Below are 15,191 nucleotides of genomic sequence, written 5' to 3'. Positions count from 1 at the left end.
AGGTTCGCCGTCAACCTCCCGGCCTTCCCGGCGACCCTGCGCAAGCAGACCGCGAACGCCCCCTACCCGGCGCCGCGGGGCGGGAGCACACCGGCCTCCCGCCCGGCGGCGCCGCGCGTCCCGCCGGCCACGGAGGCCGGCGGGAGCCTCGGCCAACTCGCCTACTTCTTGCGGAACTTCGCCTTCAGCGTGTGGCTGCGGCCGTCGGTGAAGCTGACGATCGCCTCCCCGGACGGGCTCCCCGCGTACGGGCGTCCGTCGAGCAACCAGCCTGTCAGGACATGCCCCTTGGCCGGTTTCGCCGTCACGATCGCGATGTCTCCGGCGGCGTACTTGCCGGTGCGGGTCGCCGTCAGCGTGCCGTGGCCGTGCGGGCACAGCTCAAGGGTGAGCGTGCGCGGCGCGAACACCGCCTCCAGACCCTGGTCGCTCTCACCGACCCGCACGCCGACCCGGGAGAGGTCACCCGCATAGGAGCCGCTGCTCATCTTCCACCCCGCGAAGCTCCAACCGGCTGCCGGTACAGCCTCGTAGAGCAGTTCGGTGCCGACGAGAGGATCCCCGGCGGCGAGCGACTTCTTCGTCGGCGTCGCCTTCACCGTCCCGCTGCCGGACGACTTCGTCGTCACCTTCGCCGTGGGGGTCGTGCCCTTCTTGAACACGGCTTGCAGCGCACGGTCGTTGGCGGTCGAGACCGCGAACCTCGTTGCCTTGGACGCCTGTTGCCTGCCGTCCAGCATCCAGTGGTCGAAGACGTACCCCTTGGCGGGCGTCGCCGTGAAGTAGACCGTCGCGTTCTTCGCGTACGGGCCCGGCGTCTCGGGCGTGACCGTGCCGGCGGCGGCCGGGGAGACGGACGTCGTCACCCCGCACAGCGAGTCGTCCGTGACGGCCTTGCGGTACGCCGCGACCGCCTTGCCGTTCGCGCCGAGGATCGCCGCCGAGTCCGCCGAGTCGGTCTGTGTCATCGGCCTGCCGAGCGGCAACCCACGGTAGTTCTGACGGGAGTTGGAGAACCGGTTGACCCGGCCGCAGGCGCCCTTCGTCGCCGTCCGGCAGCTCGATTCGTACGCCATCAGCGTCGAGAACTCGCCCTTCGACGGGAAGTAGCCGCTCGCCCCGTTGTCCGGCTGGGACGGGTCGGTCGTCCAGTCGTGGTTGGAGCCGAGGTTGTGCCCGATCTCGTGCCCGAAGGAGTAACTCGCGATCGCCGACTGGGCGACGACCGTGTACGTCCAGTCCGCCCAGGACGGCCCCGGCGGCGCCGGGATGTACCCGATGCCGCCGGCCGCCTTACCGCCCGCGATCACGCTGACCTGGTCCGCCCCGTACTTGTCGCGCAGCGTCGGCAGCGTGTCGGCGATCCCGTCGCCCTTCTTCGCGAACGCGGCCAGCGAGGCGTTCGAGACGGTGTCGTACGCCGCCGGGACGTCGACCGGCGTCGTGTACACCAGCCGCAGGCGGACGTTGACGCCGCTCGTCGAGAACGCCTCGTTCGCCAGCGTGACGCCCTTCACGGCCTGCGCGCGGATCTGGGCGTCGCCGCCCGCCTCCGCCTTGGCCTTCGGGGTGTAGGCGACCAGCGTGTCCACGACCGCGATGTTCGCGCCGCCCTTGCAGGCCGCCTTGGGACCCTTACGGGGGGTACGGGTATCACGGAGACCGCGGGGGGCACGAGGGGCGTGCGCCATGGCTGCCCGGGGCGGCACCGCCTGCGTCTCGTGTTCGTCGACCAGTGGCGTCGTCTCGGAGATGACGACCTTCCCGGGGCCGGTCGGGGTGATGTCGAACAGTGCGCCGCCCAGGGAGAACTGGGCGCCCAGGTACTCGTTGCCGGACGTGCCGTCGCAGCCGCCGTCCAGCGTGACCAGCACCGTCTGGTCGGTGGTGCCGGGGACCTCGCCGTGCCAGACGATGAAGCCGCCGACCGTCTCACGGCCGGTCTCCACCGCTGTCACCAGGACGTCGTCGAAGAGCGGGAAGCGGACCTCTTCGCCCGGCTTCGTCCCGCAGATCGGCGCGAGCGCCCCCTCGCGGACGCTGCCGACGCGCTGGCGTACGGCGGTGCCGGAGGGGGAGAGGGCACGGGAGGAACCGGCGTCGAGGGCGTCGGTGCCGAGGGTGTCGGAGGTACTACGGGTATGACGGGGGCCAGCCTCGTCGGCGGTTCTTCGGGCGGCGGAGCCGGCGGAGGTACTACGGGCCTCCGGAGTGAGGACATCCCCTGGATCGGGGGCGGCCATGGCTCCGAAGGGGGACAAGACCTCAGGGGTACGGCCCTGGGCGGAGGCCGGGGTGAGGCCGGCCGCGCCGAGGGCTACGGCGCCCAGAGCCGCGCAGGCGGCCCAGCGGCGGGCACGTTCTGTCTTGCGGGCGGCCTCCGGCCGGTACTGACGGGTGGTCATGCGCTGCCTTCCTTCTCTCCCCCGGACGCTGCCCCACTCCCTCAGGGCATGTGGCACAGGCCCTCACCCACAGGTGTGACCGGTACTACGGGTGCCCTGCGCGGGGTTTCGCGGAATCACCCGTGAGTGACCGTCTCGTTCACCCGTCAGGCCGGGGGGAATCGCGTACCCGTGCGGCTCAGCCTCCGGAGTGGCGGAGCGAAAGCGCAGGTGGCGGACTTGATCATCGCCGTATGCGTACAAAACGACGGCTTGCCGTCCTCGGCTCGCTCTCCTGTTCGGCCCTGATGATGACGGGGCCCGCCTTCGCCGAGGCCGCCGCCTGCACCGCACCCCAGGGCAACTGGACCGGCTTCCAGCTCGACGGGGTCCACACCAGCGTCAGCGCGCAGTGGAAGGTCCCGGCCGCCGACTGCACCTCCGCGACCGGCAACCCCGACGGCCTCACCGACCAGTGGGTGGGCTTCGGCAGCGGCGACAGCTGGAAGGACCCGCTCAACCAGATCGGCACGAGCGTGGAGTGCGATGCCGGGAAGGCGACGTACTACGCCTGGTGGGAGCAGTTCCCGGCGGACTTCGTCTACGCCAAGCGCGCGGTCGGGCCCGGCGACGTCATCCAGGCGAGCGTCAAGACGCCGAAGAACTCGCAGGACTACGAGATGTACATCAAGAACGTCACCCGTAACTGGTGGCAGACGGTGCATGTCACCGGCCCGTCCTCCGGCACCCAGGTGGAGGTGGTCACCGAGATCCACGACTGGGGCGCGGCCGTCACGAACGGCGTCCGGTACGACAACGTCCTCGTCGACGGCAAGCCGTTCACGAACTTCGCCAAGTCGTACTACCTGTACTCCGCCCAGTTCGGCGGGGTCTGCGTGGACACGACCACGAGTGGGACGAGCACGCTGCTGACGCCGACGAAGAAGACCCAGATGCGGGCCGTCGCCCGGGACGCCGTGATCCACCCGGGCTGAGACCCCCTGAAGGTCTACGGGTCGTACGGGTACCGGGCCCGCCCCGCGCAGTCCTCACGCGGGGCGGGCCTCGCCTGTCGTACCCGTCGTACCCGTAGTACCAAGGGGGCGCTTCCTCAGGGGCTACTTCACGACCCGTACCGACTTCCGCTTCAGCCAGGAGATCGGGGGTACGGCTGACCCCAGGTACGGGGTGACGCGCACCTCGAAGTGCAGATGCGGCCCGGTCACGTTCCCCGATGCCCCCGACAGCCCGATGCGCTGCCCGGCGGCGACCCGCTGGCCCTTGCGGACGTCGATACGGGAGAGGTGGGCGTACTGGGTGAAGTAGCCGTCGCGGTGCCGGATCAGGATCTGGTTGCCGAAGCCGTCGCCGCAGGTGGTGACCCGGACCTCGCCCGCGCCGACCGCGTAGACGGGGGTGCCGGTGCCGACGGCGAAGTCCTGGCCGGTGTGCCGGTTCTGCCAGCGGCTGCCCTTCGCGGCGTACCCGGCGGAGAGCCAGTAGCCGCGCGTGGGGGCGGTCCAGCGGGAGACCGCGCGCGGTGCCGCGGTCACCGGGCCCTTCGGGCAACCCGCGCCCTTCCCCGAGGGGTTGACGGCGACCGGGTCGCCGAGGGCGCGCTCATGGGCCCGCAGCAGGTCCCACAGCCGGTCGCGGACCGCCTTGCGACGCCGCTCGGCGGCCCTGATCCGCATCGGCTCCGCGTCCGCCCGGCGCAGCAAGTCGACCCGGGCGCGCGCCTGTTCGTGTTCCTGGACCATGCGCGCGGCCCGGTCGGGGAAGGAGTCGCGGGCGTCGGCGGGGGCGGCGGTGAGGGCGACCAGGAGGACCGCTCCGATCGCGGCGCCGAGGCGGTGGGCACGCATGCGCTGTTTTCGTAGCATTATCGGATCATCTAGGCCGGATGGAGTCCCCGAGAGGTACGACAGACGGGTCGCGGGGCCGTTCCCTCGGATGGCGTCAAACCCGTGACCCAAGCGGGCGTGACCATCGGAATGTCGGGACCGGCCGGTCGGCGGGCCGTGCTGCCATGAGCCTCCTACCCGTAAGCCTTCGTGCCCATAAGCCTTCGTGCCCGTACGGAAGGACCCCCCACCGTGACCTCTGGTCTGCGCCTGTCCCGGATCGCCCTCGTCCCGGCCGCCGTCTGCCTCGCCCTGATCCAGCCGGTCACCGCCGCCGTCGCCGACGGCCCCGAGCAGGAGGCCGGCAAGAAGGCCGCGCCCGCCGCTCCCCCCATGTCCATCGAGATCTCCGACGGCGTCGACAAAGCGGCCGGCGGCGACAAGTTGGCCTACCGGATCATCGTCCACAACCAGGGCGGCGAGGCCCTCGGCAACCTCCGCGTCGAGCAGCGGGTCCCGGAGACCGCGGGCCGCCCCGAGGCGTCCGAGGGCGGCCAGGTCGCCAAGGACGGCGTCATCACCTGGACCGCCGACGTCAAGCCGGAGGCGAAGGCCGAGTTCACCTCCCGGATCGAACTCGGCGAGACCGACAAGAAGGCCCTGCGCGCGGCCAGCACCGCCTGCGCCTTCCTCGACGGCGCCAAGGCCCCCACGGTCTGCGCGAGCGACCTCGACACCCTCCCCGGCGGCGCGGCGGGCCCCGAAGGCACGGCCGCCGAGAAGAAGGCCGCGGGCATCGGCACCACCGGCCTCGCGATCGGCGGCGCCACGGCGGCGGGCGTCGCCGCCGTGGCGTTCATGGCGGTACGCCGTCGACGGGCCTCCGTCAACTGACGTTCCGTCATCTTCCATTTCCCCCTCCCGAGTTGCCCAAGTCGGCGTACTCCGGAGGGGGTTCATCGTTTCTTACCCAGCAACGACTTGTAGACGGCCGACGACCTGGGGTTCGAGCGGCACCGCCAGACGCCGTGCGGACAGTAGTCGCTGATCGTCTGGTACATCGGCCTCTGCCGCGCGATCCAGTGCAACATCCCCCGCACATATGCCGGGTTGTCGCCGTTGTCGAACAGTCCCCACTCCGGGAACGCGATCGGCTTGCGGTGGGCGCGGGCGAAGCGGACGTGTTCCTTGAGGCCGTACGGCTCGTTCAGCTGGGACGTGAAGGACATGCCGCGCGGAGAGTCGTAGGCGTCCACGCCGATGACGTCGACATGCCGGTCGCCGGGGTAGCAGCGGGGCCAAGGGATCGCGTCCCGGCCCCTGTTGGGGGTGAACTCGAAGCGGAACCGCTGGCCGGGGACCTTCCGCATCGCGTTCACGATCCGCACCCAGTACCGTTTCCACGCCGCCGGGTCCGGACCGCAACGGTGCGTGTAGGTGATGCCGTTCATCTCCCAGCCGAGGACGAGGACGGTGTCGTTCAGACCGAGACCCACGAGTCGCCGCGCCAGGGCGCGGAAGTGGGCGTCGTACGTGCCCTTCGCACCTCTGCGGAGTTCGGCGCGGACCGTCGCGTCCGAGAGGTGGGCCTCATTGCGTTCCAGGAGAGGGACGTTGAGGACGAACAGGCGGTCCTTGCGGGCCGCGCGCCAGGTCGCCCAGTGGGCCAAGTACCCGGGAGCGCCCTCGATGTTGCTCCAGCGGTCGCCCGGCAGGTAGGCGTGGCCGACGGTCGGGGCACCGCGGCCGAGCCAGGTGCCGAGGCCGGCGATGCGGGCGATGCCGTCGGAGCCGTAGCCGACGTACGCGCCGAACTTCACCGAGCCCGGGGACGGCGGGCCGGACAGCGCCACGCGCGCGTCCTCGCCGTGCGACAGCGGCACGCAGGACTGACCCGCGAGGAGCAGCAGGGTGAGCAGCGGGAGGAACAGGACACGCAGACGAGACGACACAGCGGGTCATCATCGCCGGGTACGCCCCCGCGCGCCCCCGGACTCGCCCTCGAACCACTCGTACCGGGGATATTCCGTCGTACGTTTCTCCGCTACCCCCGCACCCTCTGATACGGCCCCCTACGACCTGGGAGCTACCGCCCGAGAGCTACGACGCCGGCGCGCGCGTCAGGAACACGTCCACGGCGTCCTCGCGGTCCAGGACGAAGCCGTGCCGTTCGTAGAGGCGCCGGGCGGGGCTGCCCTGGAGGACGTTGAGGTGGACCGGACGGTCCGTGCGGGCCAGGGTCTCCCCGAGGACGCCGCTGCCTATGCCCTGTCCGTGCAGGCCGGGGGCGAGGTAGAAGTGCTCCAGCCAGTCCCCCTCCGGCGCCGGGCGCAGGGCCACACAGCCCACGGTCTCGCCGTCCACCTCGATGATCCGCGTGTGCGCGGGGTCGTACGCGTCCCTGAGCCGGCCGCGGACCCGGTGTTCGTCGTACCGGCCCAGGCGCTCCAGGTCCGGGCGCATCACCGTCGCCCGGAGGTCGAGCAGGGGGTCGAGGTCGGCGGGGGTGGCCTCGCGGGTGGTCCACTTTTCGGGCATGGCGGAAATCGTACGAGGTGGCTCTGTGGGGGTACGGGGACTACCCGGGGGCCGGGGAGCCAGGGGTCTCCGGCGGGGGGACCGGGGCGCCCGGGAGGGTGACCCTCGCGATCGTGCCGCCGCCGTCCGCGCGGGTCAGGGTGATCTCGCCACCCGCCTGCTGGACCGTGCGGGCCACGATGGACAGGCCCAGGCCGGAGCCGGGGAGGGCGCGGGCGGAGGGGGAGCGCCAGAAGCGGTCGAAGACGTGCGGGAGTTCGTCCTCGGGGATACCGGGGCCGTGGTCGCGGACGGTCAACGTGCCCTTCGCCAGGGTGACTTCGATCGTGCCCGCCCCGGGGCTGAACTTCACCGCGTTGTCGAGGATGTTGACGACCGCGCGCTCCAGGGCCGCCGGTTCCGCCCTCGTGTACCAGGGTTCCAGGGCCGCCGTGATGGTCAGCTCCGGGCCCCTCAGGCGGGCCCTGCGCAGCGCGTGTTCCACCGCGTCCTCCAGCGAGACCACCTGGACGCGCTCTCCTCGCTGCCCCTCCGACCTCGACAGCTCCTGCAAGTCCCCGATCAGCGACGCCAGTTCCGTCATCTGCGCCTTCACCGACGCGAGCAGTGCCTTGCGGTCCGCCTCCGGGATGGGGCGGCCCGTCTCCTCGCTGCGGGTGAGGAGTTCGATGTTCGTGCGGAGGGAGGTGAGGGGGGTGCGCAGCTCGTGGCCCGCGTCCGCGATCAACTGCTGTTGCAGTTCCCTTGAGTTGGCGAGCGAGGCGGTCATCGAGTTGAACGAGCGGGAGAGACGGGCGACTTCGTCCTCGGCGTCCTCGTCGACGGGGATGCGGATGTTCAAGTCCTCGGTGCGGGCCACGTGTTCGACGGCTTCGGTGAGTCTGTCGACGGGCCGCAGCCCGGCACGGGCGACGAAGAGACCGGCGGCTCCGGCGCCGAGCACTCCGATGCCGGACACGAGGAGCAGGATCAGCATCAGCTCGTTGAGGGTCTTCTGGGTGCCGCTCAGCGGAAGGGCGACGAGGAGAGCGGCGCCGGCCGTGGTGTCGGTCGAGGGGTCGGTGACGGTGAATCCGGGCAGCGCGAGGACTCGTACGTCATTGCCGTCGCTGTCGGTGCTGTTGTGGAAGAGCCCGTCGCTGCCCTTGGCGATCACGTTCCGGTCGGCCTTGGTGACCTTGATCGCGCCCAGGGAGTACGGCAGGACGCAGCTCTTGCCGTTCGCCACGAGAACCTGGAAGTAGGTGTTCGGGGGGCCCATGCGGACGTCCTGCGAGACCTTGGTCGTGCAGTTGTTGACCGCGCTCTCGGCCTGGTCCTGGAGGCGCGGGCTGCTCAGCGCCTTACGCAGGTCGCTGTCGACCTGCTCGTACAGTTTCCCCTGCACGATGAACCAGCACGTCACCGAAACCGCCGCCACCGCGAACGCCACCGCCGCCGCGACCAGCATCGACAGGCGGGCCCGGATCGGGAGCGTCCGGAACCAGTGGGCGAGCCTGGTCATTCTGCGCCGCCCTGGCGCAGGACGTAACCGACGCCCCGCACCGTGTGGACGAGGCGGTGCTCGCCGCCGGCCTCGGTCTTGCGGCGGAGATACATGACGTACACGTCAAGGGAGTTGGAGGAAGGCTCGAAGTCGAAACCCCAGACGGCCTTGAGGATCTGCTCGCGGGTGAGGACCTGGCGCGGATGCGCCATGAACATCTCCAGCAGGGTGAACTCGGTGCGGGTCAGCTCGACTTGGCGCCCGGCACGGGTGACCTCACGGGTCGCGAGGTTCATCCGGAGGTCGGCGAACGTGAGCGCCTCGTCCTCGTCGACGGGCCCGGACGCGGGCGCGGCGTAGGAGCTGCGGCGCAGCAACGCCCGTACGCGGGCGAAGAGTTCGTCGAGCTCGAAGGGCTTGACGAGGTAGTCGTCCGCACCCGCGTCCAGTCCCGTGACGCGGTCGCCGACGGTGTCGCGGGCCGTGAGCATGAGGATCGGCGTCGTGTCACCGGCCCCACGGATGCGGCGCGCGGCGGTCAGCCCGTCCATGCGGGGCATCTGGATGTCGAGGACGACGAGGTCGGGACGGTACGCCGCCGCCTTCTCCAGCGCGTCGGCGCCGTCCACGGCGACCTCGGTCTCGTACCCCTCGAAGGCCAGGCTCCGCTGGAGCGCTTCACGCACGGCAGGCTCGTCGTCGACGATCAGGATGCGCTGGGTGTCACGGTCGCCTTCGGCGGGGCTCATGGTCTCGGTTTCCTCGGGTGCGGGGGTCACGGCGGGGCGGGCCGCCCTCGCCGACGGCAAGGGCTATCAGCCTCGCATGTTCCTTGGATGCGGGTATGGACGTCTTCTTGCGGCACGGACGATTTCGTACGCCGTGGTACCGGCGGGGTACGGGGTGTACGGGTACGGGGTGCGCGGCGGCCGATGCCCCTCAGACGCCGGACGCCGGACACCAGCCGCCTCAGGCCACCGCACGACGCCGGTTGCGCAGCGCCCGGCGGGCGGCGGTCGTGCTCAGGACGGCGACCTCGGGCGCACGGTCCACAGGGACCGGCTCATGCAGGGCGGCGACGATCGTGAGGGCGAGGGCCGTGTCGGCGGCGCCGGTACGGGTGATGGTGTGAGTGACCTGCTGGATCATGTCGTAACCCCTTACTGAAATCGCGCCGAGCCCCAATGCCGAGCCCTGATGCCGAACCCCGATACCGAGCCCCAGTACCCACCCTCAGCCGTCCACCCCGCCCGCCCGCAACGTCGCCAGGTCGGACTTGACCGTGTTGATCGGGATCGCGAAGCCGAGCCCCACGCTCCCCGCGTCCGAGGAGTTGGACGAACTGGCCGAGTACATCGCGGAGTTGATGCCGATGATGTCGCCGTTCATGTCGATGAGGGCGCCGCCGGAGTTGCCGGGGTTGAGGGAGGCGTCAGTCTGGAGGGCCTTGTACGTCGTCGTTGAGGACCCGGTGTCGCCGTTGAACTGCTGCCCGCCGAAGGCGAACGGCCAGCCCCCGCCCTGCTGTTGCTGCTGACCCTGGCTCTCGTCGGTCGAGACGGTGACGTCACGGTTCAGCGCGGAGACGATCCCGCTGGTGACGGTGCCGGTGAGGCCCTCGGGGGAGCCGATCGCGACGACCGAGTCACCGACGTCGACGGCGGCGGAGTCACCGAGGGAAGCCGCCTTCAGGCCGGACGCGTTCTCCAGCTTGATCAGCGCGAGATCCTTCTTGCTGTCGGTGCCGACGACCTTCGCGGTGTACGTCTTCCCGTCGCTCGTCCGGACCTGGATCCGCGTCGCCCCGGCGATCACGTGGTTGTTGGTGACGATCTCGCCGTTGCCCGTGACGATGACCCCGGACCCGGTCGAACTCCCGTTGCCCAGCGCCGCCTTGACCTCGACGACGCTCGGGCTGACCGCCGCCACGATGGCCGCGATGTCGCCCTTCTTGCTGGACGGCACGACGCTGGTCGTCGTGGTGGCGACCGTCTCGTTCTTGTGGGTCAGCTCCTGGAAGCCGTACGCGGTGCCGCCGCCGATCGCCGCCGCGACGATCGCGACCGCCGCGAGGAGGGCGAGGGGGCCGCGGCCGCGCTTCCGCTGCGCGTGGGAGGCCGGCTGACCGGGGGCTTCCGCCGATGCGGTGTACACCGGCTGGTGCGGCGGCGGGGGCGGCCACTCCGGGTTCACGGGCGTGGAGCCGTACTGCTGCGCGCCCTGGTACGGGTTCTGCTGGTTCTCGTACTCGCCGTCGCGGCGGAAGCTCTCGGTCATGGAAAGAAGCCTCGTCCTCGACCATGAGAGCTACCTGAGCGCCCGCTGAGAACGCTCCGAGAACGCCGTCGCCCCCGGATAAAGGTCCCTTAGGGGGAAACGCCCCGCCTCTCAGGCACCTCTCAGAAACCGCTCTCCGCAAGCGAACCCTTACGGGAGAACCCCTGGATGAACCTCTGGATGAACCCCCGGGAGAACCCCCGGGAGAACCCCTACGGGCACCCGCAGGACCGCCGCACCACCAACCGCGTCGGAAACACCTTCACCCGCTCCCGCCGCGACCCCGCCACCCGCAGCCCGTCGTCCAGCACCAGATCCACCGCGGTCCGGGCCATCGCCGACCGGTCGGAGGCGACCGTCGTCATCGGCGGATCCGCCAGCGCCGCTTCCTTGATGTCGTCGAAGCCGACCACCGCCAGCTCCCCGGGCACGTCGAGCCGCAGCTCACGGGCCGCCCGCAGGACGCCGATCGCCTGGTCGTCGGTGGAGCAGAAGATCGCCGGGGGCCGCTCGGGGCCGGAGAGGATGTCGAGGGCGACGCGGTAGGCGTCGTACCGGTTGTAGGGGGCCTCGAAAAGCCGCCCCTCGGTGGAGATGCCGTCCTCGGCCAGCGCCTGCCGCCACCCCTCGACGTGGTCGGAGACGGGGTCCCCTACCGCCGGGGTATCAGCCGTGCCACCCATACACGCGACGTACGGGTATCCATGGTCCAGGAGATGGCGGACGGCCGTCCGCGCGCCGTTCAGGTCGTCGAGGACGACGGCGACGTCGTCGATGGCCTCGGGCCGCTCGTGCAGAAGTACTACGCGTGCGTCCCACGCCTCGATCTCGGCGGCGGCGAGGTCGTTCAGGGCGTGCGAGACGAGGATGAGACCGGAGACCCGCATCCCGAGGAAGGCCCGCAGATAGTGGACCTCGCGCTCACCCACGTAGTCCGAATTGCCTACGAGGACCATCTTCCCGCGCTCGGACGCGGCCTGCTCCACCGCGTGCGCCATCTCCGCGAAGAACGGCTGGCGGGCGTCCGGGACGATCAGGCCTATGAGGTCCGTCCGGCGGGACGCCATCGCCTGGGCGACGCGGTCGGGCCGGTACCCCAGCTCCTTGATCGCGGCGAGGACACGCTCGCGCGTGGCCGGGGCGACCGGCCGGGGTCCGTTGTTGATGACGTAGCTGACCACGGCGGTCGACGTCCCCGCCAGGCGTGCTACATCGTCCCTCGTCACCTTGGCCACGCGCGGAGTCTACGCGGATCAACCGGTACCGGGCAGGGCGTCTCGGAGGTGACCGTGCGGTAACCGCACGCCGACGACGCCCCGTCCGATCAGGCCCTAGACCTCGGCGGACAGGGCGACGGCCGACTCGTCCGCATCCTCCGCCTTTGCGGGGGCCGCCTTGGCCTTCGCGTCGTCCGGGACCCGCTCGCCCTTCTCGGGCGTAACGAATCGATAACCCACGTTCCGGACGGTCCCGATCAGCGACTCGTGCTCCGGGCCGAGCTTCGCGCGCAGGCGTCGTACGTGTACGTCCACGGTACGAGTACCTCCGAAGTAGTCGTACCCCCATACCTCCTGGAGCAGCTGCGCGCGCGTGAAGACGCGGCCCGGGTGCTGGGCGAGGTACTTCAGGAGCTCGAACTCCTTGAAGGTGAGGTCGAGGACGCGGCCCTTGAGCTTCGCGCTGTACGTCGCCTCGTCGACCGACAGGTCGCCGTTGCGGATCTCCATCGGGGAGTCGTCGTTGACGATCTGCTGGCGGCCCATCGCGAGCCGCAGGCGTGCCTCGACCTCCGCCGGGCCGGCCGTGTCGAGCAGGACGTCGTCGATGCCCCAGTCGGCGGTGACGGCGGCGAGGCCGCCCTCGGTGACGACCAGGACGAGCGGACAGCCGGGGCCCGTCGAACGCAGCAGCTGGCAGAGGCTGCGGACCTGGGGGAGGTCGCGGCGGCCGTCCACGAGGATGACGTCGGCGCCCGGGGTGTCGACGAGGGCGGGGCCTTCCGCCGGGGCCACCCGCACGTTGTGCAGGAGCAGGCCGAGGGCCGGGAGCACCTCCGTCGACGGCTGGAGGGCATTGGTCAGGAGCAGCAGAGAACTCATACGTCCGGTTCCTCCTCGGTCCCTGCGAGGACATGTACGGCACTGCCTTCGTGCGCTCGGCCGGATGATCTGGCGATCTGCCGTACACCTGCGGTTTCCCGCTTCGTATACAACCCTTCCGAAAGCACAAAAGGACCCGGGGGCTTCGCTGCCCGAGTCCTCTGCCCAGGAGAATAGCCGACATGAGCGACAGTCCGGCAGGTCATGTGGCGCATTCCGCCGTTCGTCCGAATGACGAGACGGCCAGACTCGCCCCTATACGGACGTTTCTGCCAACCGCCGATGGGGTGACGATCGATTCCGTATACGATCCCCCGCTCGCTGTATACGAAACGAGCAGCGCGCGGGGCGAAGAAAACGACACTTTCGATCAACCGGACCGCCACCCGGTGTTCGTGATCGCCCACGGGTTCACCGGGGCCGTCGACCGTCCGCACGTGCGGCGGGTGGTGGACGCGTTGCGACGATACGGTGCCGTCGTCACGTTCTCGTTCCGAGGCCACGGCGCCTCCGGCGGGCGGTCCACCGTCGGCGACCGGGAGGTCCTCGATCTGGCGGCGGCCGTCGGATGGGCGCGCGGGCTCGGGCACGCGCGCGTGGTGACCGTCGGGTTCTCCATGGGCGGCTCGGTCGCCCTGCGGCACGCCGCGCTGTACCCCGGGGACGCGGACGCCGTCGTCTCCGTCAGCGCGCCCGCGCGCTGGTACTACCGGGGCACCGTGCCGATGCGGCGCCTGCACTGGCTCGTCACGCGGCCCGAGGGACGGCTCGTCGGGCGGTACGGCTTCGGGACGCGCATCCACCACCGGGAGTGGGACCCGGTGCCGCTGTCGCCCGTCGAGGCAGCCGCCAGGATCGCCCCCACGCCGCTGCTCGTCGTCCACGGCGACCGGGACGGGTACTTCCCCCTCGACCACCCCCGCAGCCTCGCCGAGGCCGCCTCGGGGCACGCGGAACTCTGGCTGGAGCCCGGCATGGGGCACGCCGAGCACGCGGCGAGCGAGGGGCTGCTCGCACGCATCGGGGACTGGGGTGTCAGTCGGGCGGGCTAGCCTTTGACGTCCGGACAACCGATCGCTTGCCGCTGTTTTGAGGAACGGATGCCAAAGGTCACCGTGCGCTACTGGGCCGCCGCGAAGGCCGCCGCCGAGGTCGCGGAGGAGCCGTACGACGCGGCGACCCTCGCCGACGCCCTCGCCGCCGTGCGTGAGCGACACCCCGGGGAACTCGTCCGTGTCCTGGCGCGATGCTCCTTCCTGGTCGACGGTGACCCCGTCGGCACACGCGCGCATGAGACGGTACGGCTGGCCGAGGGCGGCACGGTCGAGGTGCTCCCGCCGTTCGCAGGAGGATGAGTCACCGATGACCGACCAGCAGGGTCCCTACGACCCGTACGCGCGCCAGTGGCCCCAGCAGGGGCAGCAGGGCCGGCAGTCGTACGACGCCCTGGACGACGACACCCAGCAGTGGCAGGGCGAGACCTGGGAGACCAGCGTTCAGCCGTCCCTCCAGATGCCCTCCCCGGCGGAGGAGACGGCGTACCTGCCCCCGCAGCCGGCCGGGCCCTACGCCACCGACGCGAGCGCGCCCTCCCCGTACGCCTGGCAGCAGCCGGCACCGGGAGCCGCGCAGGCGAACCCGTACACGAGCGGGGGCGGCACCTCTGGCGCGTACGCGCCTGCCGACGGCACGGGAGCGTACGCCGCAGGCACCGGAGGGTTCGCCACGGGCGAGACGTCCGCGCGGGCCGCCGGGCCGTACGCGTCCCCCGACGCCTCCTCCGGGAGCTTCGCGACGAACGGCGCGTACGCGGGTGTGCCTGCGGGCACGTTCCCGCCTGCCGCCGGGAGCCAGGAAGCCGCGTACGACGCTCCTGACACGTCCACCGGCGGGTTCGCGCACGCGGGTGCGCCGGACGACCGTTTCGCGCCCCCCGCGCAAGCAGGCGCGGCCGTCGCCGACCAGCCCTCCACCCCCGCCCCCGGCTACGGCCCCGCCACCCTCGCCGGCAACGCGCGCATCACCGACGCGCAGCGCGCCCGTCTGGAGGGCCGTTCGCCCGTCATCGAGCCCGGCATGCAGCCGGCGGCTCTGACGGCCCTGCTGGGCCTCCTGCTGGCCGGGACGGCGCCTCTCGGGGTGTACGGCCTGCTGCTGCCCCTCGTCGCGCTCCAGGCCGTCACCGCGGCGGGCTGGTTCCGGCTGAACGGGATGTGGCCCGCGCGTCAGGGCATCGCCCTGGCCTTCCTGGGCGCGCTGGTCGCCGACGCCGTCCTTCTGGGCGTCGGCACGGAGCACGCGCCCGCGGCGATCCTCGGCACCCTCGGCGTCTGGGTGCTCCTGTGCCTGATCCTCCAGCTCCGCTCCCACGCGGACCCCGACGAGCGCATGTACGGCCTGATGGCCACCGTCACGAGCAGCGCCCTGGCGATCGTCGCCACGGGCTTCCTGGGCGCCGACTCCGACGCCGTCTCCGTGGGCGCGGCGGCGGTCGCCGTGGCCATCCTCGCGCGCGCGTTGCCGCTGCCCACGCCCGCCTCGGTGATCGTCTCCCTGCTGGCTG

15 protein-coding genes are annotated in these 15,191 nt (G+C 71.2%); 5 read left to right on the top strand and 10 right to left on the bottom strand.

Going from position 1 to position 15,191, the window contains the following annotated elements; translation table 11 throughout:
* Positions 1 to 161: 161 nt before the first annotated feature.
* Entirely contained in the window at positions 162 to 2,405 is a 2,244-nt protein-coding gene (locus ACVNF4_RS21380) for an InlB B-repeat-containing protein (protein ID WP_461804467.1), read from the bottom strand.
* Between the two features lie 233 nt (positions 2,406 to 2,638).
* Between ACVNF4_RS21380 and ACVNF4_RS21375 the strand changes: the two genes are divergently transcribed.
* Positions 2,639 to 3,379, top strand: coding sequence for a G1 family glutamic endopeptidase (locus ACVNF4_RS21375; protein WP_461804466.1), 741 nt, complete (start codon positions 2,639 to 2,641; stop codon positions 3,377 to 3,379).
* A gap of 123 nt (positions 3,380 to 3,502) precedes the next feature.
* Here ACVNF4_RS21375 and ACVNF4_RS21370 read toward each other — a convergent pair whose 3' ends face one another.
* Positions 3,503 to 4,249 carry a M23 family metallopeptidase gene (locus ACVNF4_RS21370; protein ID WP_461804465.1) on the bottom strand — a complete coding sequence of 249 codons (747 nt, stop codon included), beginning with the start codon at positions 4,247 to 4,249 and terminating at the stop codon, positions 3,503 to 3,505.
* Positions 4,250 to 4,480: 231 nt separating this feature from the next.
* Between ACVNF4_RS21370 and ACVNF4_RS21365 the strand changes: the two genes are divergently transcribed.
* Positions 4,481 to 5,122, top strand: coding sequence for a hypothetical protein (locus tag ACVNF4_RS21365; protein WP_461804464.1), 642 nt, complete (start codon positions 4,481 to 4,483; stop codon positions 5,120 to 5,122).
* 62 nt (positions 5,123 to 5,184) lie between these two features.
* On the opposite strand, the gene ACVNF4_RS21360 is transcribed toward ACVNF4_RS21365, so the two are convergent.
* The 8 genes from ACVNF4_RS21360 to ACVNF4_RS21325 form a co-directional block, all read right to left on the bottom strand.
* Positions 5,185 to 6,180: a glycoside hydrolase family 26 protein gene (locus ACVNF4_RS21360; RefSeq protein ID WP_461804463.1), complete on the bottom strand. Its 996-nt coding sequence runs from the start codon at positions 6,178 to 6,180 to the stop codon at positions 5,185 to 5,187.
* 148 nt (positions 6,181 to 6,328) lie between these two features.
* The gene (locus ACVNF4_RS21355) at positions 6,329 to 6,766 is read right to left on the bottom strand and encodes a GNAT family N-acetyltransferase (protein WP_461804462.1); all 438 of its coding nucleotides are present in this window, start codon (positions 6,764 to 6,766) and stop codon (positions 6,329 to 6,331) included.
* Positions 6,767 to 6,806: 40 nt separating this feature from the next.
* The gene (locus ACVNF4_RS21350; protein ID WP_461804461.1) at positions 6,807 to 8,270 is read right to left on the bottom strand and encodes a HAMP domain-containing sensor histidine kinase; all 1,464 of its coding nucleotides are present in this window, start codon (positions 8,268 to 8,270) and stop codon (positions 6,807 to 6,809) included.
* Positions 8,267 to 9,001: a response regulator transcription factor gene (locus tag ACVNF4_RS21345; protein ID WP_461804460.1), complete on the bottom strand. Its 735-nt coding sequence runs from the start codon at positions 8,999 to 9,001 to the stop codon at positions 8,267 to 8,269. Before ACVNF4_RS21345 ends, ACVNF4_RS21350 begins: the two co-directional genes overlap by 4 nt.
* Positions 9,002 to 9,221: 220 nt before the next feature.
* The gene (locus ACVNF4_RS21340; RefSeq protein ID WP_461804459.1) at positions 9,222 to 9,401 is read right to left on the bottom strand and encodes a hypothetical protein; all 180 of its coding nucleotides are present in this window, start codon (positions 9,399 to 9,401) and stop codon (positions 9,222 to 9,224) included.
* An 84-nt stretch (positions 9,402 to 9,485) separates the two neighbouring features.
* On the bottom strand, positions 9,486 to 10,529 hold the full coding sequence (locus ACVNF4_RS21335; protein ID WP_461804458.1) for a S1C family serine protease: 1,044 nt from the start codon (positions 10,527 to 10,529) through the stop codon (positions 9,486 to 9,488).
* 212 nt (positions 10,530 to 10,741) lie between these two features.
* The gene (locus ACVNF4_RS21330) at positions 10,742 to 11,764 is read right to left on the bottom strand and encodes a LacI family DNA-binding transcriptional regulator (RefSeq protein WP_461804457.1); all 1,023 of its coding nucleotides are present in this window, start codon (positions 11,762 to 11,764) and stop codon (positions 10,742 to 10,744) included.
* A 96-nt stretch (positions 11,765 to 11,860) separates the two neighbouring features.
* Complete coding sequence (locus tag ACVNF4_RS21325; protein ID WP_461804456.1) at positions 11,861 to 12,628, bottom strand: response regulator transcription factor; 768 nt, start codon at positions 12,626 to 12,628, stop codon at positions 11,861 to 11,863.
* 182 nt (positions 12,629 to 12,810) lie between these two features.
* Between ACVNF4_RS21325 and ACVNF4_RS21320 the strand changes: the two genes are divergently transcribed.
* From ACVNF4_RS21320 to ACVNF4_RS21310, 3 genes are all read left to right on the top strand, one after another.
* On the top strand, positions 12,811 to 13,680 hold the full coding sequence (locus ACVNF4_RS21320) for an alpha/beta hydrolase (RefSeq protein WP_461804455.1): 870 nt from the start codon (positions 12,811 to 12,813) through the stop codon (positions 13,678 to 13,680).
* Positions 13,681 to 13,728: 48 nt separating this feature from the next.
* Positions 13,729 to 13,983: a MoaD/ThiS family protein gene (locus tag ACVNF4_RS21315; RefSeq protein ID WP_461804454.1), complete on the top strand. Its 255-nt coding sequence runs from the start codon at positions 13,729 to 13,731 to the stop codon at positions 13,981 to 13,983.
* A gap of 7 nt (positions 13,984 to 13,990) precedes the next feature.
* A partial coding sequence (locus ACVNF4_RS21310) for a hypothetical protein (RefSeq protein ID WP_461804453.1) occupies positions 13,991 to 15,191 on the top strand: 1,201 nt, incomplete at its 3' end.

The organism is Streptomyces sp. S6 (assembly GCF_054880855.1).
This window is presented reverse-complemented; position numbering and strand designations above follow the sequence as displayed.

Excerpts from the sequence above, each read along its gene's own strand:
- ACVNF4_RS21340 (WP_461804459.1), bottom strand. The coding sequence starts at position 9,401 with ATGATCCAGCAGGTCACTCACACCATCACCCGTACCGGCGCCGCCGAC.
- ACVNF4_RS21380 (WP_461804467.1), bottom strand. The coding sequence starts at position 2,405 with ATGACCACCCGTCAGTACCGGCCGGAGGCCGCCCGCAAGACAGAACGT.
- ACVNF4_RS21345 (WP_461804460.1), bottom strand. The coding sequence starts at position 9,001 with ATGAGCCCCGCCGAAGGCGACCGTGACACCCAGCGCATCCTGATCGTC.
- ACVNF4_RS21325 (WP_461804456.1), bottom strand. The coding sequence starts at position 12,628 with ATGAGTTCTCTGCTGCTCCTGACCAATGCCCTCCAGCCGTCGACGGAG.
- ACVNF4_RS21375 (WP_461804466.1), top strand. The coding sequence starts at position 2,639 with ATGCGTACAAAACGACGGCTTGCCGTCCTCGGCTCGCTCTCCTGTTCG.
- ACVNF4_RS21350 (WP_461804461.1), bottom strand. The coding sequence starts at position 8,270 with ATGACCAGGCTCGCCCACTGGTTCCGGACGCTCCCGATCCGGGCCCGC.
- ACVNF4_RS21320 (WP_461804455.1), top strand. The coding sequence starts at position 12,811 with ATGAGCGACAGTCCGGCAGGTCATGTGGCGCATTCCGCCGTTCGTCCG.
- ACVNF4_RS21335 (WP_461804458.1), bottom strand. The coding sequence starts at position 10,529 with ATGACCGAGAGCTTCCGCCGCGACGGCGAGTACGAGAACCAGCAGAAC.
- ACVNF4_RS21370 (WP_461804465.1), bottom strand. The coding sequence starts at position 4,249 with ATGCGTGCCCACCGCCTCGGCGCCGCGATCGGAGCGGTCCTCCTGGTC.
- ACVNF4_RS21355 (WP_461804462.1), bottom strand. The coding sequence starts at position 6,766 with ATGCCCGAAAAGTGGACCACCCGCGAGGCCACCCCCGCCGACCTCGAC.
- ACVNF4_RS21315 (WP_461804454.1), top strand. The coding sequence starts at position 13,729 with ATGCCAAAGGTCACCGTGCGCTACTGGGCCGCCGCGAAGGCCGCCGCC.